The following is a 25,493-nucleotide window of genomic DNA, read 5'->3' on the forward strand; positions in this document are numbered from 1 at the left end:
CAGGTAATGTGATGTTAGCTAACGCTCTGTTGTCACTTGTAGAACGCATTATTAATCATGTGTTGCAATTAGATCCCGCTGTTAAAAACAAGCTTGCCAGCATTGCTGACAAGCAACTTTTAATTGAAATACGCGATTGGCAACAGTCCATTTTGTGCGTATACAGCGACGAGCAAATTCACTTATATAGTACGCAAGAGCGCAGTTTTGACTGCATGATCAGCGCCGATATCAACACCTTGTTGGCCCTTAAAGATCCATCAATGCTTACCCAGCTAATTCGCCAAGATAAACTCGATTTACAAGGCGATTTAAATCTTGCGCAAGGCTTTAGCAATGCGTTTGCAGAGCTTAATATTGACTGGCCTGAACACTTTTCTCGTTATATTGGCGATGCCCCAGCCCAGCAACTATGGCTCTCTTTACAAGCCTTAAAACGCCGTGGGCTACAAACAAAAAGTAAGCTAGAAAATACCTTAACAGCGCTTTGCCAAGATGAGCTAGCGGTGACGATTCACCCACTAGAACTTGCTGAATTCAAACAGCAAAATCGCCAATTAAAAAGCCAAGTATCTCAATTAGAGATGCGAATTAACGCGCTGTTACAGTCACGCTAATGCGCTAAGGAACTTGTGTGTCGTCTGCTCGTCTTTATTACATCACAAAAACGCTACTGAGCTATGGCTTAGACGAATTAATTCCGCGAAAAAGAGTGCCTTGGTATGCAAAGCTCGCCCGTGGCAGCTTATTTTGGTTACGTAACCAGCATAAAGATAAACCTGCTGGTATGCGTCTTCGACTTGCTTTGCAAGAACTTGGCCCGGTGTGGATCAAGTTTGGGCAAATGCTATCGACACGCCGTGATTTACTCCCTCATGATGTCGCGTTAGAGCTTGCATTACTTCAAGATCAGGTTGAACCTTTTGAAGGTGAGCTTGCTCAGCAACTTATCGAAAAAGCACTGGGTATCAATGATATCAGTGAGTTGTTTAGTGACTTTTCGCAAACACCTCTGGCATCAGCTTCGATTGCACAAGTTCACACAGCAACCTTAATTGATGAGCATGGCGCACCTCAAGATGTTGTCATTAAGGTCATTCGCCCAAATATTAAAGAGCAAATTGATGCCGACTTAATGCTAATGCAAAAAGTCGCACGCTTAGTTGCTAAATTATTAAAAGAAGCAAAACGTTTGCGCCCTATCGAGGTCGTAAACGAATACAAAAAAACCTTGCTGGATGAGCTCGACTTAATGCGCGAGGGGGCGAATGCGATTCAGCTACGCCGTAACTTTGAAGACTCAGAATCACTCTACATTCCTTTTGTTTACAGCGATTTTAGCCGTAATAACGTTTTAGTTATGGAGCGTATTTACGGTATTCCGGTGTCAGATACCGACGCACTGCTTGCACAAAATACCAATATGCAGCTGCTGGCTGAACGCGGTGTCGAAGTGTTTTTTACGCAAGTTTTCCGTGACAGTTTTTTCCATGCAGATATGCACCCGGGTAATATCTTCGTGTCTCGTGAAAACCCACACAACCCAAAATACATCGGCATTGATTGCGGTATTGTAGGCACCCTTAATCGCGAAGATAAGCGTTATTTAGCAGAAAACTTTATTGCCTTTTTCAATCGTGATTACCGCCAAGTAGCGCAACTGCACGTTGATTCTGGCTGGGTACCCGCCGATACCAGCATTGAAGAGTTTGAATTTGCGATTCGTACTGTATGTGAGCCAATTTTCAATAAACCACTAGCAGAAATTTCTTTTGGCCATGTGTTAGTCAACCTGTTTAATACGGCTCGTCGCTTTAATATGCAGGTTCAACCACAATTAGTGTTACTACAAAAGACGCTGTTGTATGTTGAAGGCCTTGGCAGACAACTGTATCCGCAGCTTGATTTATGGAAAACCGCTAAACCTTTTCTAGAAGATTGGGTCAAAGAACAAGTTGGTCCGCTTGCTGTAATGAAAAAAATGTATGCGAATTTGCCATTTTGGGCAGAAAAAATGCCCGAATTACCAGATTTAATTTATCAAAACTTAAAACGTCAACAACAACCTGTACAATTGCCAGCACCGCAATCAGCTAAGCCTTTGTTACTAAGTATCTTTGCTGGTAGCTGTTTGATTGTTTCAGGCTTATGTTATTTACAGCATGACTTAGTCGCCAGTGCAATTACGGCAGGCCTTGCTGTAGCAGGCTTTATTGCAGCATGGCGTAGCGCATAAACTAAGTGCTATTTATGTTTTGGTGAGTATAATCGAAACAAGTCTATTCAATAAATTTGATAAAAACGGAGTAACCCATGGGTTTTGGTGGTATCAGTATTTGGCAATTAATCATTATTTTGGCAATCATCGTGTTGTTATTTGGCACAAAAAAACTTCGTGGCATCGGCGGTGATTTAGGTAGCGCAGTAAAGGGCTTTAAAAAAGCGGTGTCTGATGATGACCAAGCTAACGCTAAAAGCGAGAAAATAGAACAAGCTTCTAACACGCAAAGCAAAGAAACCGTAGAGAAAAGCAAAGACGACCATAAGGCTTAATCAACATGGGGATGTGGGAACTTGTTGTCGTACTGATCGTGGGTCTAATTGTATTAGGCCCTGAGCGTTTGCCTGTGGCAATTCGTACAGTAAGCCGCTGGATAAAAACGTTAAAGTCAGTCGCCAACTCAGTGAAAGCTGAAGTGAACGAAGAACTCCGTATCCATGAGCTTCACGAAAATTTAAAAAAAGCAGAGCAACAAAACTTGCAAGAACTGTCGCCAGAGCTGCAAGACTCTGTAAACGAACTTCAAAAGGCTGCTCAGTCAGTCACCCACAGTTACAAAAAAGACACGCCTGAAAAAGCAGAAACTAATAATAATGACGAAAAAAAGTGAATTTAAACTCTGTTTTTGTGGTCAATAACAACGATGATGAATAGTAAACTATGACCGAGCAAGCTCACACAGGCTTTGTTGGCCACTTAATTGAGTTACGAAATCGACTCATGAAAGCTTTGTTAAGCATTTTGATTATATTTATTAGCTTGGTGTACTTTGCCAACGATATTTATGATTTTATTGCAGCACCACTTATTGCAAATTTGCCTAGCACTGCCACCATGATCGCAACGGATGTTACATCTCCCTTTATTGCACCGTTTAAACTTACTTTATTTGTGGCGTTATTTGCTGCTATTCCTATGATACTGCATCAAGTTTGGAGTTTTATAGCACCAGGCTTGTATCAACATGAAAAGCGTATGCTCATGCCTATTTTGGCCTCTAGCATCTTGCTATTTTATAGTGGTATCGCATTTTGCTACTTTGTGGTGTTACCGATTATTTTAGGGTTTTTCACTAGTACTGGCCCTGATATGATTACATTAGCGCCTGATATTAGTAGCTATTTAAGTTTTGCTTTAAAACTGTTTTTTGCTTTTGGTATTGCGTTTGAAATACCTGTTGCCATCATGCTGTTATGCTGGAGTGGCGCAACAACAACGAAAAGTTTAAAAGAAAAACGGCCTTATATCGTGGTAGGTGTATTTGTGATTGCTATGTTCTTAACACCACCCGATGTATTGTCACAAACATTACTAGCATTACCTATGCTGTTACTATTTGAATTAGGCATAATTTTGGCTGCATTTTATACCGCCAAACCTCAACAGGAATCAGAGGAATAAAATGAAAAAACAACTCATCCCTTTCGTCGCTCTTCTAACAATTGCTGGCACTGCCCAAGCAAACGAGGTTAACTTACAGGCATTACAAGCCTGTACTTTTGTTGAAAACGACTTTAACCGTTTACTTTGTTACGACAATGTAATGGCAGGTAAGTCGCTATCTAAGCCGGTAAAAAAGCAACAAATTGAGCAGCCTAAAATGAGCTCTGCAGCTAGTGCAGCTACCACTGCGACTACTGAGGCCGCAGCAACAGTTGCAACTAAACAAAGCGAGCAAATTGTAAAAACAAAAAATGAAGACTTTGGTTTAGAGCATAAAGAAGTTGCAAAAGTAAACGATGATCAAATTAACGCCATCGTTAAAAGCGTAAAAACAGCGCCTTATGGCGAGCTAATCATCGAACTTGAAAATGGTCAACAATGGCGTCAAATTGGCTCTGATAAAATAAAACTGAAAGTTAATGAAACTGTAATTATTGAGCGTGGTGTCTTCAATTCATTCTTATTAAGGATTGAAGGTCAAAACCGCTCGATTCGCGTTAAACGAACAGATTAATGAACATTCAACTGGTTGATGCAGGTGTCAACCTTAGCAATCATCAGTTTGATGACCGTCACCAAGAAGTGTTACAACGTGCAAGCGATGCCGGTGTAACACAAATGCTATTGATTGGCTGCGATTTACAAAGCAGCCAAGCTTCTCTGAGCCTTGCTAAGCAATTTTCGCAGCTTAGCACAGCAGGAGTTCACCCCCACGATGCAAAAACCGCAGATGATCGGCTGGAAGAGCAGTTAATTTCCCTTAGTCAACATAATGAAGTTGTGGCTATAGGTGAGTGCGGCCTTGATTATAATCGTGATTTCTCTCCTCGAGATATTCAACGCAATGTATTTAGGCGACAACTTCAACTGGCTGAGCAGCTAGATATGCCCGTATACCTGCATGAGCGAGATGCCAGTGAAGATATGCTTGCAATCTTGAATGAACATAAGGTCCGAGGCGTACTACACTGCTTTACAGGTGATGAAACTGCATTACAGAATTACCTAGCGTTGGGGCTTTATATTGGTGTTACGGGTTGGGTCTGTGATGAACGAAGAGGCGAGCAATTACAGGCACTCATTCCTGCTATTCCTCTCGAACGATTACTGATAGAAACAGACTCCCCTTTCTTAATACCTCGAAATATCAGACCAAAGCCTAAGTCGCGCCGCAATGAGCCTCAGAACCTTCCTTATATATGTCAGCAAATTGCTGATTTAAAAGGCTGTGAATTTACTGATGTCGCAAAACACACTACACTAAACTTTCAGCAATTATTTACCACTAAGGGTTAAGATGAAGCGCCTATGGTCACTATGTGGCTTACTCTTCGTTGTTTTTTTTACTCCCTACTCGCTGGCTAACTCGATTACCGTTGGCCCACACTTTAAGTCTCTTCATTCGCTAAATGTTGAGTACACGCTTGATCCCATTACAAAGCAACAAGCATTAACGAATCATAACGTGTCTTGGCAAACTAACCATGGCAAAACGCTCAACCTAGGTATGAACTTAAGTCCTTTGTGGCTAAAGCTGCCAATTGAAAATACATCGTTACATGACTTGCCGCTGATTTTATCTATTGATAACCCGTTACTAGACGAAGTGAGTGTATTTCACCTGCAAGGTGATCATGTCAAATTCAGCACGCGAATTGGTGATGCACTTCCTTTAGAAAATCGACAAATTAAGAATGAATCACTCCTCGTGTCTTTGACGCTTCCTAAAGCAAGTCATTCAGTTGTTTATTTAAGAGTTAAAAATAACGGCGGCCTAAGAGTGCCTTTAAGTCTGTGGGAACCCTCTGAGTACCTAAAACATAAGAGTAAATTCAATTTACTTTATGGTTTACTGGTGGGTTTTATTCTCTCTTTAGCAATCACTAATTTAGTGCTTTATGGTTTTTCAAGGCGCAGCTATTTTGCCTATACTGGCTTTTTGCTGATGTTGTTATGGCTATCACTCGCCTACCTTTATGGCTTTGGCTATCGTTACCTGCAACCTAGTGGGGCATCATTTCAGCAATTAACAATTCCAAGCTTGTTTTTTATTTGCTGTGCACTGTTTGTTCCCTTACAACGTTACATTTTTAGAGCAGAAAAGACTCGCTTAAGCCGCGTGCAAAATTGGTTTGCATGGAGTGTTGTTGCCACCACTTTCGTGTTATGGCTTTTACCTGTTTATGTTGCAATTTCGCTATGCTTATTAAGCTTACCTATTCTGCTATTTGCCTTCACAGCGATAGCAATTAAGCAGTTTAATCGCGACTATAAACAGCCATGTATTGCCTTTATTATTGGCCTATTAGCATTTTGTTCTGCCATTATTTACAGTGCATTTGCTGTATTTAATCCATTCAATTTATATATCAATGAGCAATCTCTGATCTTCATTTTCTTTTTAATTTGCAGCTTGAGTTTGAGCTATGCTGTTATAAAGCTTTTTATAATGCAACGAGATGCAGAAGTAGCCGCACAACAGACAGCTTTGGCGCAAAGTAAAGCACAAGATATTCTGATGCAAGAGCGCTTAGAGCTTCAAGAACAAGCGCGACAAAACCTAGAAGCTAATATTGAAGAACGTACTTTCGAGCTACAAGTCACTCTGCGCGAGCTTGAGGAGAAAAACCGCGAACTTGAACAGCTCAATATGGAAGATGCGCTGACCAAAACCAAAAACCGCCGTTACTTTGATAAGAAACTACTAATGGATGTTCGTCGCTCTCGCCGAGAACAAACGCCATTGGCCATTATTATGTTCGATATCGATCATTTTAAAGCAATTAATGATACTTATGGCCATTTAACCGGTGATCAAACAATTCAAGCAGCTGCCAATATCATCAAAGTACATTTAAAACGGCCGCTTGATGAAGTTGCTCGTTATGGCGGTGAAGAATTTGTAGTACTTTTACCCAATACTCCACTCGATGGAGCCATAGAAATTGCTGAACAAATACGCAATTCGGCTGAGAATGCTGATATAATAGTGGCCGGAACAACGCTTAAATTTACTTTAAGCGCAGGTGTTTACAGTGCAATAGCTGATGACATCAATCATCCAAGTTTATTTACTGACTATGCCGATAAAGCCTTATATCATGCCAAGCAAACAGGGCGTAATCGGGTAGTGAGTTATCCTCTACCAGACTAGGAGTACACAACGAATGGCCCAATCAGGACTCGACCTTTTCCCTTATACACGTATGCGTCGCATGCGTCGTGATAGTTTCTCTCGTCGCTTAATGGCTGAACACCAACTAACCGTTAATGATCTTATTTTTCCTGTATTTGTGTTAGAAGGTAAAAACCGCCGTGAAGCTATTGAGTCTATGCCTGGCATTGAACGTCTTTCTATCGATTTACTACTTGAAGAAGCAAAAGAACTCGTTGAATTAGGTGTTCCTGCTATTGCTATTTTCCCTGTTACACCAAGCGATAAAAAGTCTTTACTTGCAGAAGAAGCCTATAACCCTGATGCATTAGCACAGCGAACAGTACGTGCATTAAAAGAAGCATTTCCTGAACTTGGTGTGATCACTGATGTTGCGCTTGACCCTTTCACCGTGCATGGTCAGGATGGCATCATTGATGAAAATGGTTATGTGATTAACGATGTAACAACTGAAATTTTAGTTAAGCAAGCATTGTCACATGCTGAAGCAGGCGCTGATGTAGTTGCACCTTCAGACATGATGGATGGTCGCATCGGTGCAATTCGTGAAGCATTAGAAGCCGAAGGCCATATCCATACTCGCATTATGGCTTACTCTGCTAAATACGCTTCAAGCTATTATGGACCATTCCGTGATGCGGTAGGCTCAGCAGGTAATTTAAAAGGTGCCGACAAAAAAACCTATCAAATGGATCCAGCAAATTCAGATGAAGCTATTCGTGAAGTAGCGTTAGATCTACAAGAAGGTGCAGATATGGTTATGGTTAAACCTGGCATGCCATATTTAGATGTTGTACGTCGTGTGAAAGACGAGTTTGGCGTACCAACATTTGCTTATCAAGTGAGCGGTGAATATGCCATGCATAAAGCGGCTATTGATAACGGCTGGCTTGCAGAAGAAGCAATAATCATGGAGTCGTTATTAGCATTTAAACGTGCTGGCGCCGATGGCATTCTTACTTACTTTGCTAAACAAGCAGCCCAATGGTTGAAAAACAACCAACGCTAAGTTAGATATATAAAACGGTACAACTATTACCGTTTTATTAACAATTTGTATTTAATTTGTCATAGATTTTCCTTAAAGTATGTGTCCCATTTTGGGACTATTAACTTACATACACGGGAAAAATAATGATAAAGACTAAATTGACGCCGCTCGCGCTTGTAATTGCAAGCCTGAGCGCGCCGGCTTCAGCTAACCTAATCATCTCTGAATACGTTGAAGGAAGTTCTAACAATAAAGCGGTAGAACTATACAACACCTCAGGTGCAGAACTATCGCTTGATGGTTACACCATTTCTTTATACTCAAATGGTAACGGCGATCTTAGTGCTCCTAATAACACCTTAGATTTAACTGGTACACTTGCTGCAAATGCGACTTACGTTATTATAAACCCAAGCTCTGCAGATGAATTAAAAGCAAAAGGCAATACCGAATCAACAATCACTTATTTCAACGGTGATGATGCATTAGTTCTTACTAAAGACGGCGCAATTGTTGATAGCTTTGGCCAACTAGGTGTTGATCCAGGTTCAGCATGGAATGAAGGCGGCGTTTCTACACAAAATAAAACTCTACGCCGTAAAGCAAGCGTGACCACGGGTCGTACTGATGCAACATCAGCATTCAATCCAAGCGATGAGTGGCAACAATTCGACCAAGACGATTTCAGCAATATTGGTTTATACGGTGATAGCACAGAGCCAACACCTGAACCCGATCCAGTAACACCACTTGAGTGTGGCGCAACAAAAACGCTAATTAGCGCAATTCAAGGTGAAGGGGGTGATAGCCCACTAATTAACACTGAGGTCGAAGTTGAAGGTGTTGTTACAGCTGACTTCCAAGGTGATGAGCAACTAAAAGGTTTCTTCATTAGCTCACTGGCTGCTGATGTTGATACAAACCCACTTACCTCTGAAGGTGTATTCGTTTATTTCGCAGATACCGACGTTGCTGTTGGTGACCACGTACGTGTTAAAGGTAGCGTGGCTGAATACTTCAGCGCAACACAGCTAGGCGATGTTAGCCAAGTAGAGATCTGTGCGACAGGTTTATCTACCGATGCAACCGCTATCACTCTGCCAGTTGCCGACGTTGCAGACCTTGAAGCTTACGAAGGTATGTTAGTTACCATAGCGCAACCTCTCGTGGTTAATAACAACTACGGTCTTGGTCGCTATGGTGAAGTTGACTTAGGTACTGAACGTTTATACCAAGGTACTCAAGTTGCGCTGCCAGGCGATGCAGCCAATGCTGTTGAAACTGAAAACCTGAAAAAACAAATCTTACTTGATGATGGTTCAACAAAACAAAATCTTGACCCAATTGCCTATCCTGGCACTGGTCTTGATGCCTATAACACATTACGTTTAGGTGACACTGTTAATACTATTACCGGTGTGATGGGCTACAGCTTCGACCGTTACCGTATTCACCCGACAGTACAACCTGAGTTTATTGCATCAAACCCGCGCACAGATGCACCAGAGCTTGCAGAAGGTGCTGATTTACGAGTAGCTAGTTTTAACGTATTAAACTACTTTAATGGCGACGGTCAAGGCGGTGGCTTCCCAACAAGCCGCGGAGCAGACAGCGAAGAAGAGTTTATTCGTCAGCAAGCGAAAATCGTTAGCGCAATCACTGCTATTCAGGCGGATGTAATCGGTTTAATGGAAATCGAAAACGATGGTTTCGGTGAAAACAGTGCAATTGCCAGCCTAGTAAAAGCACTCAATGATGAAGATACAGAAAATAGTTACGCTTTTGTGGACTTTGAAGTTGATCAAATTGGTACTGATGCAATCACTACAGCACTGATTTATCGCTCAAATAAAGTAACTGAAGTTGGTAAGGCTGCTCATACCACAGTAGCACCTTTCGATTACAGCAATCGCCCGCCAATTGCACAAAGCTTCCAATCGCTTGAAAGCGAAGAAATCTTCACGGTTGCAGTTGCACACTTAAAATCTAAAGGTGGCTGTGGCAGCGCTGAGGGCAACAATGCTGACTTAGGTGATGGCCAAGCATGTTGGAATGAAATCCGTGTTGCAGGTGCTAATGCGTATGCCGATTGGTTAGCGACTTACCCAACTGAGATTGAAGATGAAGACATCATCTTAGTAGGTGATATGAACGCTTATGCAATGGAAGATCCAATCCGTGCATTTGCAGATAAAGGCCTTAAGAGTGCAGTTGCTGAATTAGACGGCGACACCTTAGGTTACTCTTATAGCTTCTCTGGCAGAATTGGTAGCCTTGACCACGCACTAGTATCTGAGTCATTACTTGGCAAAGTCGTTGCGGCGACAGATTGGCACATTAATGCGGACGAACCAATCAGCCTAGACTATAACCTTGAATTTAAGTCTTCAACACAGCAAGCTGGTCTTTATGCTGATAACGCATACCGTGCATCAGACCATGATCCTGTGATTGTTGATATTAAATCTGCAGAGCCTATTCCTGCAGAGCAGGCGCCTGTAATCGAGGCAAACCAAACGTTTAATATTGTTGAAAATAGCGAGGTAGGTACTGTTATTGGACAACTTGTATTCTCTGATGGTGATGCTGATTACACACCTGTTGTAAGCTTTAATATTACTGGTGAGCATGCTGATGCAATCGCAATCAGCGCAACAGGTGAAATCACCGTAGCTAAAGTACTTGATTACGAACAACAAGATACATTAACACTCATGGTTCGTGCTGAAGATAGCGCGGGTAACTTGTCACAAGAGCAGCAACTTAACATCAATATCACTAACGATGAAGCAGATGATACTCCTGACGAAGTTGAAGAACAGCCGAAAGATAATGATTCAGGTTCATTTGCTTGGTTAAGCTTACTTTCTTTACCATTTGTATTACGCCGTCGCATGAAAAAATAGACAGCAAAATCAATAACTAAAAAGGCCGCTTTTGCGGCCTTTTTAATTTTTTAATGGAGTAAAAAAGTGCTTAAATTGCTTCTTTACGTTGCTCATCTGGTTGGTAGAGAGCCGTTATTGCGCTCTGTTGCTGCTCATCGATTTGCCAATTAAAAAAGCTATATGTTTTACCATTCTCAAGAAAAACCTTAAATATTGTCATAAAGGTCGTTGATTTAAACTCTACACCCTTGATGTCTTCAGCATTGATATAACGCTTGCCTATGCCCAGTGAATAGCATATTCCCGCATTGTAACAATACAAAAAACGCATCCCTAACAAGCTCAATACCGGAAAAAAAAGCAACACAGGTAATATAAAAATTAATAACGAAGCATCAAAAAAACTGCTTATCAATGCAATAAGTATAGCCAGTGCGATCGTGCTTCCTTGTAAAATCCAATTCGGACCTAACTTAATCGTTTTCATGAGTATAAATCTTTAATTGATAGTTAAAAGGTGAAAATTAATACAAAATAACTAAAAAACAGGTTGGTTTTGCAATTCTACACAGGTCAAAATAGGTACACAAGCGAATAAAAACGACTTAGCCTGCGTCTTTCTACTTTTAGAGTGCAACTCACTAAAAGTACTGTCTTTTATCTCAACATTAATTTTGTATGAAAATAATATTAAAAAACACCAACCCACACTTTAGAATCAACGAAAAACAAAAATAATAACTAAAGGATGAATTGTGGTGGATACAATAATCAAGAAGGACTGAATAAAAGGTTAATACCAATACACTTAATTAAGTGATCGATTTTGAGGAAATAAAAAACCCGCAACAAGTGCGGGTTTTTTTAAAGAAGTTAAAAGGCTAATTACTTAGCAGCTTTTTTCTCTTTTTCTGCAGCGATTACAGTTTCAGCTACGTTCTGTGGACATGGTGCGTAGTGTGAGAACTCCATAGAGAACTGACCACGACCAGACGTGATAGTACGTAAGTGACCGATGTAACCGAACATTTCTGAAAGTGGTACTTCACCCTTGATGCGAACGCCCATTGCGCCTGCTTCTTGGTCTTTGATCATACCACGACGACGGTTAAGGTCACCGATTACGTCACCCACGTTGTCTTCTGGAGTGAACACGTCAACTTTCATGATTGGCTCAAGAAGTTGTGCGCCCGCTTTAGGGATAGACTGACGGAAAGCGCCTTTAGCAGCGATTTCGAACGCGATTGCTGATGAGTCAACTGCGTGGAAAGCACCGTCGAAAAGTTCAACTTCAACGTCTAACACTGGGAAGCCAGCTAGAACACCTTCTTGCATCATTGATGCGAAGCCTTTCTCAACTGCAGGCCAGAATTCCTTAGGAACGTTACCACCAACAACTGAAGACGTGAATGTGAAACCTGAGTTAGGCTCACCTGGCTTGATGCGGTAATCGATCTTACCGAATTGACCAGAACCACCAGATTGTTTCTTGTGCGTGTAGCTATCTTCGATTTCTTTCGTGATAGTTTCACGGTAAGCAACCTGAGGTTGACCAACGATTAGGTCTACGCCGTAAGTACGCTTAAGGATATCTACTTTGATATCTAAGTGAAGCTCACCCATACCTTTAAGGATGGTTTCGCCTGAATCTTCGTCAGTTTCAACTTGGAATGAAGGATCTTCTGCAACCATCTTACCGATCGCGATACCCATCTTCTCGTTACCGCCTTTGTCTTTAGGAGCAACAGCGATTGAGATAACTGGATCAGGGAAGATCATCGCTTCAAGAGTACATTCGTGCTTAGGATCACATAGAGTGTGACCAGTTTGAACGTTCTTCATACCAACAACAGCGATGATGTCACCCGCTTGTGCTTCAGTAAGCTCAGTACGCTCGTCAGCTTGCATCTCAACCATACGGCCGATACGCTCTGTTTTACCAGTTGCAGAGTTAAGTACTGTATCACCTTTTTTCATACGACCAGCGTAGATACGGATGAACGTAAGTGCACCGAAACGGTCGTCCATGATCTTGAACGCTAACGCTTTAAGTGGCGCATCTGCATCAACAGTTGCAACTTCACCAGTAGGCTCACCTGTTTCAGGATCAGTTAGAGGCTGTGGATCAACTTCTGTAGGCGCAGGTAGGTAATCTACAACCGCGTCTAGTACTAATTGCATACCTTTGTTTTTGAATGCAGAACCACAGAAAGTTGGGAAGAAAGCAAGGTCACGAGTACCTTTACGGATACACGCTTTGATTTGCTCTAGTGAAGGCATTTCACCTTCCATGTACGCTTCCATTAGGTCGTCGTCTTGCTCAACAGCAGACTCAACTAACATCTCATGGTACTCTTCAACTTTGTCTACCATGTCAGCTGGAACGTCTTGTACTTCGTAGTTTTCAGGAAGACCTGTCTCGTCCCAAACGTATGCTTTTTTCTCAAGTACGTCTACAACACCACAGAATTGGTCTTCGATACCAATTGGTAAAGTCATAACTAGTGGGTTAGCACCAAGTACTTTTTCAACTTGACCAACTACACGGTAGAAGTCAGCACCCATACGGTCTAGTTTGTTTACGAAGATTACACGTGCAACTTCTGATTCGTTCGCATAACGCCAGTTAGTTTCTGACTGTGGCTCAACACCACCAGAACCACAGAATACACCGATACCACCGTCTAATACTTTAAGTGAACGGTATACTTCTACTGTGAAGTCAACGTGTCCCGGAGTATCGATAACGTTTAAGCGGTGGCCTTTCCACTCACAAGTTACAGCTGCTGATTGGATTGTAATACCGCGCTCAGCTTCTTGTTCCATGAAGTCAGTCGTAGACTCACCGTCGTGTACCTCACCAGTCTTATGAATTTTACCCGTAAGCTTAAGGATACGCTCAGTGGTGGTAGTTTTACCCGCGTCAACGTGGGCGAAAATACCAATATTTCTGTACTTCGATAAATCTGCCATTATTTTACTCTTAATAAAGTCGAAAAATTATTCGGCGGGAGTATAGCATTACTTAAAGCGAACATCACCATCGAAGTCGCTTAAAATGCAATCAATTTTATAAAATTTTTCTATGCTCAGGATAAGCGGCACTTTTTATCGTGCCGATTAATGAATTTATATGACTAAAATCGTTAATTGAACGGTAATTTACCCGATAAATGATGCAATTAGCTGTTTGTCATTTTGTAACAGCGCTCGGGGCGACCAATACTTCCGTAGCTCTGATCAGCACTGACTTGCTCAGCCTCAAGCAGATATTCCAGATAACGGCGGGCTGTTGAGCGACTAACCCCAACTAAATCACCCATTTGCTGAGCAGTAAAAGCCGTGCCAATATTCGCTTTAAAAGCCTTTAAGATCTTTTGCAAAGTGAGCTGATCCACCCCTTTTGGTAACCTAACTGGCGCTTTTAATTGTTCTTGCGATCCAAATAAAGTATCAACCATTGACTGGGTAACTTCATCAGCACCCAACAAACATTGTTGTCTCGCTTCAAATCTTGCCAGCGCTTGATCTAAGCGATTTAGCATTAATGGTTTAACCAAGAAATCACAGGCACCAAGCTGCATAGCCTTTTCAAGAGTTTCTACTTCTTTTGCTGCAGTTAGCAGCATTACTTCGCTTTTCATTTCTTCGCGGCGTAGTTCATTGAGTAAATCAAGACCATTGCCATCAGGTAAATGAATATCTAGCAAAATTAAATCAGCATTAATTGCCGATAACAGTGCTTTCGCTGTGGCAAGATTGCCTGCAATACCCACAACCTGATATTGCCCCTGACGCAGTGTTTGCCGTGCCCCTTGCTGGCCAGCAACGCCATGAGGAAGTAATAAGTATTGCGCCAATAACTGGGCAACTTCTACTTCGTCTTCAACAATGACAACCGAGTAAGTCATGTTCTTTACCTTTTATTTATAGGCTGATCGTTTTTATTATTTTGGAATGTAGACACTTAAACGTGCACCCATGAGATCAGACTCACCTATTTCTAAACTACCACGACACGAATCTAAGTTGGTTTTAACCAAATAAAGGCCAATACCATGTTCAGCCCCTGACTTAGAGCTGTATTGTGGTGTAAATACCACATCCTTGTCATCGCCTAAACCAAAGCCACTGTCTTCAACATCAAACAATAATGTTTTACTGGTTTCGTCAACCGTAACACGAACCTTAGGGGTACGTGTATCACTGGCTTTAATAGCAGCTTCAATTGCGTTATCAATCAAATTGCCAAGTATCGAGACAACCCGCTCTAGCATATCTTTACGGGTGATCGATCCTAGTAAGCTGTCTGGATTAAGCTCAAGGATTACATTAAGTTCACGGGCTTTGTGGTATTTACCGACCAGTAAACCAGCTAGCACTGGATCTTGGATCCTTTCGAGTAAATGATGGATCTGCGCTTGCGAGCCTTTGCTTTCTTGACCAATTAACTCAATCGCCTGCTCCGTTTGCCCCATTTGAATTAACGCACCAATTAAGTTTAGCTTGTTTGAGTAATCATGAGTTTGCACTCGTAATAACTCAGCAAAAGCTTGTACTTTGGTTAATTGCTGCGATAAATATTCAAGCTCATCCGCAGGGCGCATACTCAGCAAAATACCATCAGCCTCACCTTGCACTTGCAATGCATATCGCGACAACACAATGCGTTTATCAGCAGCAAATAATTCAAAACCAACAATCGGACGCTGTTGGTTATGCATTAAAAATTCAGCATGTTCAGGAAGCAAATCTTCAAGCTTAAGTGGCTGATGGATACAGCTGGTCGGTTTACCGAGGATTTCGCAAGCACGCTGGTTTAAGTTACGTACGTTACCTTCAGGATCGAGGGCGATAATGCCACTACGAACGGTATTCAAAATAGCATCTTGCTCAGAGAACAGCCTTGCTATTTCGTCAGGTTGTAAACCAAAAATAGCGTTACGAACTCGTTGACCAATATACACCGCAGCCAAAATGCTCAAACCCACTAACAACAAACCCCAGAGCATGATTTCAGCACTACGAGCACGAATAAGCGGTTCAATTGATTGCACTAAAAAACCAACCGAAACCAGTCCTATCACTTCACCTTGCTCTGAAAGCACGGGTACTTTGCCACGGATAGACTCACCCAAACTCCCTTTTGCAATCGAGACATACCGCTCACCACGCAGTGCAGCTTTACTATCACCGCCCACCATAGGTTTACCCAGCTTATCAGAGTCGGGATGAACAATACGGCGGGTATTCCTATCACCGATAACAATAAAGCTCGCTGCGGTTAGTTCACGAATATGCTCTATTTGCGTATTTAACTCATCAAGCCCTTGCTTGGTTTGTAATGCATATTGCACGTCATCTCGTGAGGCAATACTGGTTGCTAGCGAAAGTGCTTTATCACCCATGTGGCTATGCAAGCTTTCTGCAGTGATCTGATACACCAAAGCGCCAAACAACACAGCTTGCAAAACACATAGACCGGTAACCCAAATGATGAGTCGCGTTTCTAAGCGCTTTGGTTTTTTAACCACATGCTGAAATGGGTTTAGCTTATTGGTGTATCTCATATCAGTGCCTTGTTCTACGCATGTTGCTCTGCTTGCGTAGCTGCTTTGTCTTTACGACGTTGGACAATATAGTCTTTCAGTGGGAACAACAACACTAAGATCGAAATCACAAAAATACTCAGTGTTAATGGGCGGTCCCATAAAAAGCTCAGCGAGCCATCTGAAATCATCATGGCACGGCGGAAGTTTCGCTCAATCATATCACCGAGGATAAAGCCAAGTAATAATGGCGCCATCGGGAAAGCTAACAATCTAAGCACCAAGGCCACCAGCGCAAAGCCCACCATCATAAATAAATCAAAGGTGTTAAATGACACTAAATACACACCAATTAAGCTGAAGAATAGAATCATCACTGTCAGCACAGATTTAGGCATCGCCAGCACTTTAGCGAAATACGGGATCAACGGCAGATTCAAAATCAGCAGTACAATATTGCCAAAATACATACTGACAATGACTGCCCAAAACACGCTTGGGTTTTCTTGCATTAACATAGGGCCCGGCTGAATACCGTAGGCAATTAATGCACCTAGCATAATTGCTGTGGTACCAGAGCCCGGAATACCTAAAGTCAGTAATGGTACAAATGAACCCGTACAAGCTGCATTATTAGCCGACTCAGGTGCGGCTAAGCCACGCATCGAGCCCTTACCAAACTTATCTTTTAGTGCCTTTGGAGCAAGGTTGCGTTCAGTGGCATAGGCCATAAAGCTGGCAATCGTTGCCCCTGCGCCCGGTAAAACACCGACAATAAAACCAAGTAAAGATGAACGGCCAACCACAGGAGCCATATCTTTTACTTCTTCTTTGGTTAGTTTTGTTGAACCGATTTTTGGCGTATCAGGATCATCAATTTTTTTATCAGGTTCAGCTTCAGGGCGCGCCACATTAATCAGTGCCTCTGCCAGCGCGAACGTTGCCATTGCCACTAATAAAAAGCTAATTCCATCTAATAAATCAGCTTGGCCAAAGGTAAAGCGCTCGGTACCTGAAGAGGGATCAATACCAATTGTAGCCAGCATTAAACCAAATACCGTCATCATCATAGCTTTTAAAAATTGCCCTTTATTAGAGAATGCAGCAATGGCCGTTAAGCCTAAAAACATCAGTACAACATAATCAGGCGATTGGAAACTTAATGACACTTTTGCTAATAATGGTGCTGCCACCATCAATAAAATGGCGCCAATCGTCCCGCCTATAAAGGATGAATAAGCTGCAATCGCAAGGGCTTTACCTGCTTTACCCTGCTTTGCTAGCGGGTAACCATCAAACGATGACGCTACTGTCCCCGCCACACCCGGCGCATTAATCAAAATAGAAGAAGTAGAGCCACCGAATATAGCCCCGTAGTAAACACCCGCCATTAAAATCATGCCCGAATCAGCACCGATGCTGTAAGTGATCGGGATCATCAACGCAATCGCAGTAATTGGCCCAAGCCCTGGTAGCATACCGATGAACGTGCCAACAAAGCAGCCAACAATCACATATAACAAGTTGTTCCAGTCGAGTACGGTCGACAAACCTAACATAATTCCATCAAGCATAACTTAACTCCACAGATTGCCAGGTACTAAGTAAATGCCCAGTACTTGTGTCATTAAAAACCAAAAAACCACGGCCACAGGCACAGACGCAAACAACAACACTGCCTTACGGCGTTCGCCCATGATAAAAAAGCCCGTAATTAAAAATGCACTGGTGGCAATTAAAAAGCCGAACGGTTCAAGCATGGCGCTATAAGCAACCATCAACACCAACAGTGCAAAGGTACGTAGTAAGTTGCCCTTACTGAGTAGCTCTGCTTTTTCTGCTGGTGCTTGCTTTAATAAGTTGGCACCAATCGAAAGTACACACACCACAATACCGAATACCGCATACACTTTTGGTAAAGTTGCTGAAGTAACGCTTTCGTACTCTTCAAATGGCATAAGTGGAATTTGCCAAGCCACAAGGGCGTAGAGGGTAAAGAGGACCAAGAATAAACTTGGTCCAATTAGTTCACGGTTTAACATCGTCTAACCTTAGCCTCGGATAAAACCAAGTTCTTTCATTACAACGCGTAATTGCGCTTCTTGCTGCTCAAGCGATTTAATAAACGCTTCTTTTTCTTGAAATAGATTTAGCCAACCATTGCGGGCACGCACCGCTTCCCATTCAGGGGTTTGTTGCAACTTACGTAGCTTTTCTGTGTACTCGGCAAGTTTGTCTGCTGGTAAGTCTGGGGTTGCAAAAAAGCCGCGCCAGTTTACGAATTCCATGTCGTAACCTAGCGACTTTAAGGTTGGAATTGCTGGGTAATCAGGCAATTTATCGGCAGAAGTAACCGCTAAAATACGTGCCTGACCACCATTTGCGACTTCGAGTGCTTCACTTAAGCCTGTTGAAAGTAAGTTGACCTCGCCCGACAATAAACCTGCCTTCGCTTTACCACCAGCATCATAAGGAATGTAACGTAATCGACGGCCATCAATACCCGCCGCTTTCACCGCTTGTGCTGCCACTAAGTGATCCATGCTGCCGCGCGCAGAGCCACCCGCCACTTTTACAGAGCCTGGGTCTTTTTTCATAGCATCAATAACGTCTTGCCATGTTTTAAATGGCGAGTCATTGCGCACAACAAATGCACCATAATCAGCAATCATGCTGGCAACTGGCGTTAAATCGCGATAGCTGTAAGGAATTTTGCCTGATAATGCACGCAGAACGATAGGCGTTGAGTTAACCATCAACATATCGCCTTTTTTAGTGCCCGACTCAATCAAGTAAGCAATTGCACGGCCACCGCCGCCGCCCGACATATTCTGAAACGATGCATTGTCTTCAATGCCCGCTTTCACCATTGCCTCACCGACACCACGTGCTGTGGTATCCCAACCGCCACCTGGGCCACCCGGCACCAAAAAGTGTAAGTTTGCCAATGCCAGTGGGCTGGCTACTAATAATGAAGCTGCTAAAACAGATCTTTTTAATGATTTAAACATAGTCATAATGCACGACTCCTAAAATAAGTACTGCATACGAGCACTGATGCCCATACCTGAATCTTCATCACCAACCAGCGTAGAAGCACCGGCACCATCAACATCGCTGTAAATCAGGTTGCCCATAAATTTGATATCGCTGCTTAGGTAGTAAGATGTGCCTAATATATAAGTGGTTACGTCGGTACCTTGCTGTTTGCTGCTGGCATTCATTTGTGACACACGGGCAACAAGCTCCCATGCATCTTTAATCCCTTTTGGTTGCACAAATAACGCTGAACCTGCTTTGTAACGGCGCTGCTCACCACCTAAGAAGTAACTTGCCGAAACATGAAAGCCATCAAATCGCTCACCATCAAGGTCATTGCTACTATCAACAGTATCTAGGTAACGGCTAGCATATTCAGCCTCTAGAGTGAATGCATTCGCTTGGTAGGCAAATTCAAGACCGCTTTGCGACATGCTATCAAGCGCTGCCGTTTCACCACCGACTGCGTAATCGACTAAGCGAACATTAGTTTCACGCACTTCACCACGGGCAAAACGAGCACTTAAATCATTGCCGCCCATATCACGATAAGAATGCCAAGCACCTAAATGGATCACATCACCCGGTGCTGCACTTGACCAAGTTAAGCGACCTGTTACAGCCAATGTTAGTTTGTCATCTTCGTCATGGCCCGATGCACCAAACGCGTCGCTTTTGTAAACACCCACGGCGTAACGTAAGCCTGAATCTTTAAAGTATTGATAAGCCGAGATACCCCAGCGGAAGAAAGGCGAGAAGGTATTAGCAAGGGTGCTGCGCTCAATAGTATTTATGTGTTTAGAGCTGGTTAGCGCATTGAGCGACATATCTTCACGGATTTTACCGGCTTTTACTTTTAAGCCGTTGTCGAATGCATAACGTACCCGCGCTAACACGATTTCAGCCGTGCCTTCAGCAAATTCGAGTAGTAGTTTGTGATCCCAGTTGCCATGTTCACTTTCAACATAAGTACGGATACGACGTGGGAAGAAGTCGCTGCCTCCTGCGCCATCATTGTCGGCATTGTAAGCACCGTCGAAATAGTTGTAATCAAGTTGCACGCGACCACCAAATTCTAGGTTAAAGCCGCTTGATGTTTTTAATGAGTCCACTTCTTTTTGAAGAGCATCGAGCTGTTGCTGTAGTTGTTCAGTGTCGCTTTTTTGTGCGAATGCTGAGGTACTTGCTAGCGCCGCTGCAACGGCTAAAGCGAGCTGTGTGTTACTTGCTTTCATGAATTACTCCACACCAGATTATAATTATTTGTTGTCGTTGATCGGCCTACTGCAATCGGCGATCTGGTTTGGAGCATAGTGTTAACGATAGATTAACGAAATGTTTAGGGGGTAAGTTGCATTGATGGTGATAAATGGCTTTTTGTTCATAAAACTCATGAACAAAAAGCACATTATTGGGGTTTAGTATAAAATCTAGGCAAATTAGCTGCTTAAAAGTCGCAAAACTAGCTAAACGTCATCTCAGGAATGTCACCAGAGACAATCAGCTTGCCCTGTGTCTTAGCAATAATCTCATCAACCGAAACACCCGGGGCACGCTCTAATAAATGAAATGCACCGTCTTTAATTTGTAAAAGTGCCAAATCGGTGATCACTTTATTGATACAACCAACACCCGTTAACGGCAAACTACATTCGGTCAGCAGTTTTGATTCGCCATGCTTATTTGCATGGGTCATGGTACAAATAATGTTTTTAGCACCGGCTACTAAATCCATCGCACCACCCATCCCTTTAACCAACTTTTTCGGGATCATCCAACTGGCAATGTTGCCGTTTTGGTCCACTTCAAACGCACCCAGCACGGTTAAGTCAACGTGCCCACCGCGGATCATGGCAAAGCTTTCTGCGGAACTAAATATAGCCGCCCCTTTTGCTGCGGTGACCGTTTCTTTACCTGCGTTGATCATATCAGCATCAACTTGGTCTGCACTTGGGTATGGTCCCATACCGAGTAAACCATTTTCTGATTGCAGCATCACTTCGATGCCATCAGGGACATAATTAGCGACCAAGGTTGGAATACCTATGCCCAAGTTAACGTAGTAACCATCCTGTAGTTCCATCGCCACGCGTTTAGCGATTTGTTCTCGTGATAATGCCATCAGCGTGCTCCTTATTGATTCTCTTGCTTAGTGGTAACTTTCTCGATGCGTTTTTCAAATTCACCTTTAATCACCCTGTCAATATAGATACCCGGCGTGTGAATTTGGCTTGGCTCCAGCTCCCCTGGCTCAACAATTTCTTCAACTTCAAGAACCGTTATTTTACCTGCGGTTGCGGCCATCGGGTTAAAGTTCATCGCCGTATGACGATAAATACAGTTACCGTAGCGGTCTGCTTTCCACGCTTTAACTATCGCAAAGTCGCCAGTAATGCTTGGCTCTAATAAATAGTCACGACCATTAATATTGCGGGTTTCTTTACCGTCAGCCACCGGGGTACCCACGCCAGTTGCGGTATAAAATGCAGGAATGCCCGCACCGCCAGCTCGCATTTTTTCAGCTAAGGTGCCTTGTGGAGTGAGCTCAACTTCAAGTTCACCATTTAATAGTTGCTGCTCAAATAGCGCGTTTTCACCAACGTAAGAAGCAACCATCTTGCTGATTTGCTTGTCTTCAAGCAGCACACCTAAACCAAAACCATCAACACCACAGTTATTCGATACCACGGTTAAATCTCGGGTGCCTTGCCGTTTGATTTGCGCAATCAGCCCTTCAGGAATGCCGCATAAACCAAAACCACCGGCTATCACTGTCATGCCATCTTCAAGGCCAGCCATCGCTTCGCTATAACTTGTAACTACTTTATCAAAACCTGCCATTGGCTCCTCCTATTGTGCAGTCCAACCGCCATCAATGGCGATTGCTTGGGCGGTAATATTGCGAGCTGCATCGGCCATTAAAAAGCTAACGGTATGCAGGATCTCATCTAAGCCGATAAATGCTTTTTTCGGCATCGGTGCTAGCATAATTGTTTCGATCACTTGTTGCTCAGAAATGCCATGTTCTTTGGCTTGCGAGGCAATTTGTTGCTCCACAAGCGGCGTTTTTACATAGGCTGGGCACACGGTATTAATCGTGATATTGGCATCGCCAGTTTCGAGTGCCATGGTTTTAGCAAAGCCGATTAAGCCATGTTTTGCAGAGATATAAGCCGACTTATATTTAGACGCCACCATCGCATGGATTGAACCAATATTAATGATGCGACCAAAATCTTGCTCACGCATGCGAGGGAGTACTGCCTTGGTCATCATCGCCGGGCCAACCAGCATAACTTGCTGTAAGAACTGCCATTTATCAGCCGGAAAATCTTCAAGCTTCGCAACGTGCTGAATACCCGCATTATTAATAAGTACATCAATTGGCTGATTAAGCTCAGTGAAAAACTGCTCTATTGCATTACTATCTGCCACATTAAGTGCATACCCTTCGGCGCTACCACCTTGCTCAACAATGCCTGCTGCCGCTTGTTGTGCTGCTTGCTGATTTAAATCAGTCACAATAATAGTGTGACCTTGCATCGCCAGTTGCTGGGCAACATAGAGACCAATACCACTGGCTGCACCGGTAATTAAAACTGTTTTGCTCATCGGGCTACTCCTCTAAAAACTCACTGATAAGCTGCGCTTTCGGGGCGATTGAGAAAATGCCATCAAGGTGTCCCCAACCCCCTTCAATTTCTGAAATCTCAACGTCTTTACCTGCCGCTTTCATGGTGTCAAACACTGTACGCATGTTTTCAGGGCGAAGAAGTAAGTCGTTCGTTGCGGGTAGTAATAATGTTTTGGCAGAGACATTTTTAAGCGCCGTTGTTAAATCACTTTGCATGCCAGCGGTAAATAGTTGTGATGCCCGGACCAAATAAAGTACATGGTTGGCATCTTGCGTTTTCGCTCGTGCCATTGCGCGCTGAGCGAGTACTTGGTTTAACTTAGGCAAGGTACGAATATCTTTTAACGCACCTTCATCCAATACATTAAAGTCAGGGAAGCTCGCGTTATAAATAATTGGATGCATCGCATCTTGTGTAATATTAAGCATGGTTGCTGCTAAGCCATCTAGCGGACGCTCTTTGCCGTAGTAATTACCTTGCTGCCAATTTTTATCTAAACGAATTGGTAACGCCCATTTTTCAAGGGCCGCGACTGTCCATGCATCCATAGTTGCAGCGCCAATCACATGAATTAAACGCTCTACTTTATCTGGATAACGTGTTGCCCACTCAAGTGCTTGAAACGATCCCATTGATGCGCCCATCACAGCATGTAATTTAGTGATACCTAGGCTGTCGAGTAAGCGCTTTTGCACATTCACAAAGTCAGTAATCGTAACCACTGGGAAATCTAAACCATATGGTTTACCTGTTTTTGGATTGATTGAGGCAGGGCCTGTGGTGATGACATTCGGATCATGCCAGTTGGCATTCACTAAAGTATCTGAACTAATAACATAATATTTATTAGTATCGATAGCTTTACCTGGGCCGATAATCGCATCCCAATAACCCGGTAGGGCATCATCCGCTTTATATTTACCTGCGGCATGAGAAGTACCAGAGAAGTAATGGGTAATTAAAATCACGTTATCTTTATTGGCGTTTAGTTTTCCGTAACTTTCCCAGCCAATGTCCACTTGCTCTAACGTCACACCAGACACTGTGGTAAAATCTTTTGTCGTAAAATGCTGTTTTTCCACCAGCATGGTGTCGGCTTTGTTGGCAGCGCCAAACGCAGTGCTACTAAATACAACTAGCCATAGCAAAATTATTAATTTGGTTTTCATTGCTGTTCCTTAAAAGAAAATAAAGAGTCCGAGTGCCAATGCGACACCGATAAGCGGAATAACCGCAGTCAGCGCTGCCATTGACCAATACGCTCGTTGATGTGTTTCTTTACAGATAGCGCGTATTGTTGTGACCACATAACCATTATGCGGCAAGGTATCGAGGGCTCCAGAACTAATTGCCACTACACGATGCAGCTGTTCAGGGTTTACACCCATGTCTAAATAACCCGGTGCGACAAGTGGTAATGCAATGGCTTGCCCGCCTGAAGCAGAGCCTGTTAAGCCAGCAATTACACTGACCGCAACCGCAGCACCAACCAACTCATTACCCGGCATATGGGTCATCACATCGACAGCGGCGGTAAATGCCGGTGATACTTTCGCCACAGCGCCAAAACCAACCACAGCAGCGGTGTTACCGATTGCTACTAAAGCGCCAGTTGTACCAACATTAATAGCGTTACCCATATCGTGAAAATGCTTAAAATTGATAATCACAATACTCAACACACCACCAAGCAAGGCAACAATAAGCGCTGTTTGCTGTAGTACATCATGTAGTGTAAATGATAAAAGTAGCACCACGATCAGCGGGATCACACCTGTAATTGGGTGCGGACGACGACGCTCAATAATGACAGGATCATCATCACGCGCTTCAAAGGTCTCGCCGTTAGCAACGGCTTTTTTGATCATCTTGTTTAACCAAAAGTAACCTGCTGTCGCCATGAAAATAGCCACCACTAAGCTCACTTCCCATGCTGCATAAGGTGACGTACCAAGGTGTTTAACCGGGATCCAGTTTTGAATTTCTGGCGAGCCTGCCGAGGTCATGGTAAAGGTCACCGAACCAAATGCCAGCGTTGCTGGAATAAAGCGGCGCGGTAAATTTGCATCTTTAAACAGACTTAATGCCATTGGGTAAACAGAAAACGCAACGATAAAGACGCTCACGCCACCGTAGGTTAAAACTGCACAGGCAATCACAACCGCTAGAACCGCGTGCTTCATACCTAGTTTACCCACAATGTAGCTTGCAACACTGTCAGCAGCACCGGTGTCTTCCATAAACTTACCGAATAACGAACCCAGTAAGAACATAAAGAACCACGCACTTAAGAAGCCTGCAAAGCCATCCATATAGGCGTTAATAAAGTTTGTATCTGCCGATACAGGGAAAATGGCCATGCCACTACTAAGTGCAACTAATAGTGCACAGATTGGCGCAGCGATAAATAAATTTACCCCACGCAGCGTTAAAATGATCAGCAGTATCAAACCGCCTAACAGTCCTATCATGCTCAGCATAGACATTCCTAT

The 25,493-nt window shown here is 43.1% G+C and carries 23 protein-coding genes; 10 read left to right on the plus strand and 13 right to left on the minus strand.

Translation table 11 applies throughout. The features are described 5' to 3' along the window. Positions 1 to 11: 11 nt before the first annotated feature. From E5N72_RS01740 to E5N72_RS01785, 10 genes are all read left to right on the plus strand, one after another. Positions 12 to 617: an SCP2 sterol-binding domain-containing protein gene (locus E5N72_RS01740; RefSeq protein ID WP_135922970.1), complete on the plus strand. Its 606-nt coding sequence runs from the start codon at positions 12 to 14 to the stop codon at positions 615 to 617. Positions 618 to 634: 17 nt separating this feature from the next. Further along, positions 635 to 2,236 carry a ubiquinone biosynthesis regulatory protein kinase UbiB gene (ubiB, locus tag E5N72_RS01745; protein WP_135922971.1) on the plus strand — a complete coding sequence of 534 codons (1,602 nt, stop codon included), beginning with the start codon at positions 635 to 637 and terminating at the stop codon, positions 2,234 to 2,236. Between the two features lie 77 nt (positions 2,237 to 2,313). Next, entirely contained in the window at positions 2,314 to 2,553 is a 240-nt protein-coding gene (gene tatA / locus E5N72_RS01750; RefSeq protein ID WP_135922972.1) for a twin-arginine translocase TatA/TatE family subunit, read from the plus strand. A 5-nt stretch (positions 2,554 to 2,558) separates the two neighbouring features. Next, complete coding sequence (gene tatB / locus E5N72_RS01755; RefSeq protein ID WP_135922973.1) at positions 2,559 to 2,891, plus strand: Sec-independent protein translocase protein TatB; 333 nt, start codon at positions 2,559 to 2,561, stop codon at positions 2,889 to 2,891. Between the two features lie 50 nt (positions 2,892 to 2,941). Then, positions 2,942 to 3,682: a twin-arginine translocase subunit TatC gene (tatC, locus tag E5N72_RS01760; protein ID WP_135922974.1), complete on the plus strand. Its 741-nt coding sequence runs from the start codon at positions 2,942 to 2,944 to the stop codon at positions 3,680 to 3,682. Position 3,683: 1 nt separating this feature from the next. Next, complete coding sequence (locus E5N72_RS01765; RefSeq protein WP_135922975.1) at positions 3,684 to 4,238, plus strand: hypothetical protein; 555 nt, start codon at positions 3,684 to 3,686, stop codon at positions 4,236 to 4,238. Next, a complete protein-coding gene (locus E5N72_RS01770; RefSeq protein WP_135922976.1) occupies positions 4,238 to 5,020 on the plus strand; it encodes a TatD family hydrolase in 783 nt (260 codons plus the stop codon). Before E5N72_RS01765 ends, E5N72_RS01770 begins: the two co-directional genes overlap by 1 nt. A gap of 1 nt (position 5,021) precedes the next feature. Beyond that, positions 5,022 to 6,878, plus strand: a complete 1,857-nt coding sequence (locus E5N72_RS01775) for a diguanylate cyclase (protein ID WP_135922977.1) — start codon at positions 5,022 to 5,024, stop codon at positions 6,876 to 6,878. Positions 6,879 to 6,891: 13 nt separating this feature from the next. After that, positions 6,892 to 7,908, plus strand: a complete 1,017-nt coding sequence (gene hemB, locus E5N72_RS01780; protein ID WP_135922978.1) for a porphobilinogen synthase — start codon at positions 6,892 to 6,894, stop codon at positions 7,906 to 7,908. A gap of 125 nt (positions 7,909 to 8,033) precedes the next feature. Then, positions 8,034 to 10,796 carry an ExeM/NucH family extracellular endonuclease gene (locus E5N72_RS01785; protein WP_135922979.1) on the plus strand — a complete coding sequence of 921 codons (2,763 nt, stop codon included), beginning with the start codon at positions 8,034 to 8,036 and terminating at the stop codon, positions 10,794 to 10,796. Between the two features lie 70 nt (positions 10,797 to 10,866). Here the strand turns inward: E5N72_RS01785 and E5N72_RS01790 are convergent, their stop codons facing one another. The 13 genes from E5N72_RS01790 to E5N72_RS01850 form a co-directional block, all read right to left on the minus strand. Beyond that, the gene (locus E5N72_RS01790; RefSeq protein ID WP_135922980.1) at positions 10,867 to 11,265 is read right to left on the minus strand and encodes a hypothetical protein; all 399 of its coding nucleotides are present in this window, start codon (positions 11,263 to 11,265) and stop codon (positions 10,867 to 10,869) included. A 398-nt stretch (positions 11,266 to 11,663) separates the two neighbouring features. Then, positions 11,664 to 13,751 carry an elongation factor G gene (fusA, locus tag E5N72_RS01795; protein ID WP_135922981.1) on the minus strand — a complete coding sequence of 696 codons (2,088 nt, stop codon included), beginning with the start codon at positions 13,749 to 13,751 and terminating at the stop codon, positions 11,664 to 11,666. Between the two features lie 209 nt (positions 13,752 to 13,960). Next, on the minus strand, positions 13,961 to 14,689 hold the full coding sequence (locus tag E5N72_RS01800) for a response regulator (RefSeq protein WP_135922982.1): 729 nt from the start codon (positions 14,687 to 14,689) through the stop codon (positions 13,961 to 13,963). A gap of 36 nt (positions 14,690 to 14,725) precedes the next feature. Next, positions 14,726 to 16,348, minus strand: coding sequence for a sensor histidine kinase (locus E5N72_RS01805; protein WP_135922983.1), 1,623 nt, complete (start codon positions 16,346 to 16,348; stop codon positions 14,726 to 14,728). Positions 16,349 to 16,362: 14 nt separating this feature from the next. Then, positions 16,363 to 17,901, minus strand: a complete 1,539-nt coding sequence (locus E5N72_RS01810) for a tripartite tricarboxylate transporter permease (protein ID WP_135922984.1) — start codon at positions 17,899 to 17,901, stop codon at positions 16,363 to 16,365. Between the two features lie 3 nt (positions 17,902 to 17,904). Then, positions 17,905 to 18,369, minus strand: a complete 465-nt coding sequence (locus E5N72_RS01815; protein ID WP_054562934.1) for a tripartite tricarboxylate transporter TctB family protein — start codon at positions 18,367 to 18,369, stop codon at positions 17,905 to 17,907. A 9-nt stretch (positions 18,370 to 18,378) separates the two neighbouring features. Further along, positions 18,379 to 19,338: a tripartite tricarboxylate transporter substrate-binding protein gene (locus tag E5N72_RS01820; RefSeq protein WP_135926203.1), complete on the minus strand. Its 960-nt coding sequence runs from the start codon at positions 19,336 to 19,338 to the stop codon at positions 18,379 to 18,381. An 18-nt stretch (positions 19,339 to 19,356) separates the two neighbouring features. After that, positions 19,357 to 20,601, minus strand: a complete 1,245-nt coding sequence (locus E5N72_RS01825; RefSeq protein WP_135922985.1) for a porin — start codon at positions 20,599 to 20,601, stop codon at positions 19,357 to 19,359. Positions 20,602 to 20,828: 227 nt separating this feature from the next. Further along, positions 20,829 to 21,488, minus strand: a complete 660-nt coding sequence (locus E5N72_RS01830) for a 3-oxoacid CoA-transferase subunit B (RefSeq protein WP_135922986.1) — start codon at positions 21,486 to 21,488, stop codon at positions 20,829 to 20,831. 11 nt (positions 21,489 to 21,499) lie between these two features. Next, the gene (locus E5N72_RS01835) at positions 21,500 to 22,207 is read right to left on the minus strand and encodes a CoA transferase subunit A (RefSeq protein WP_063527828.1); all 708 of its coding nucleotides are present in this window, start codon (positions 22,205 to 22,207) and stop codon (positions 21,500 to 21,502) included. 9 nt (positions 22,208 to 22,216) lie between these two features. Then, positions 22,217 to 22,978 carry a 3-hydroxybutyrate dehydrogenase gene (locus tag E5N72_RS01840; RefSeq protein WP_135922987.1) on the minus strand — a complete coding sequence of 254 codons (762 nt, stop codon included), beginning with the start codon at positions 22,976 to 22,978 and terminating at the stop codon, positions 22,217 to 22,219. A 4-nt stretch (positions 22,979 to 22,982) separates the two neighbouring features. Then, positions 22,983 to 24,170, minus strand: coding sequence for a homoserine O-acetyltransferase (locus E5N72_RS01845; protein WP_135922988.1), 1,188 nt, complete (start codon positions 24,168 to 24,170; stop codon positions 22,983 to 22,985). A gap of 9 nt (positions 24,171 to 24,179) precedes the next feature. After that, positions 24,180 to 25,481, minus strand: a complete 1,302-nt coding sequence (locus tag E5N72_RS01850) for a GntP family permease (protein ID WP_054552324.1) — start codon at positions 25,479 to 25,481, stop codon at positions 24,180 to 24,182. Positions 25,482 to 25,493 lie beyond the last annotated feature (12 nt).

The organism is Pseudoalteromonas sp. MEBiC 03607, assembly GCF_004792295.1.
In the GTDB taxonomy this organism is placed as follows: Bacteria; Pseudomonadota; Gammaproteobacteria; order Enterobacterales; family Alteromonadaceae; genus Pseudoalteromonas; species Pseudoalteromonas lipolytica_C.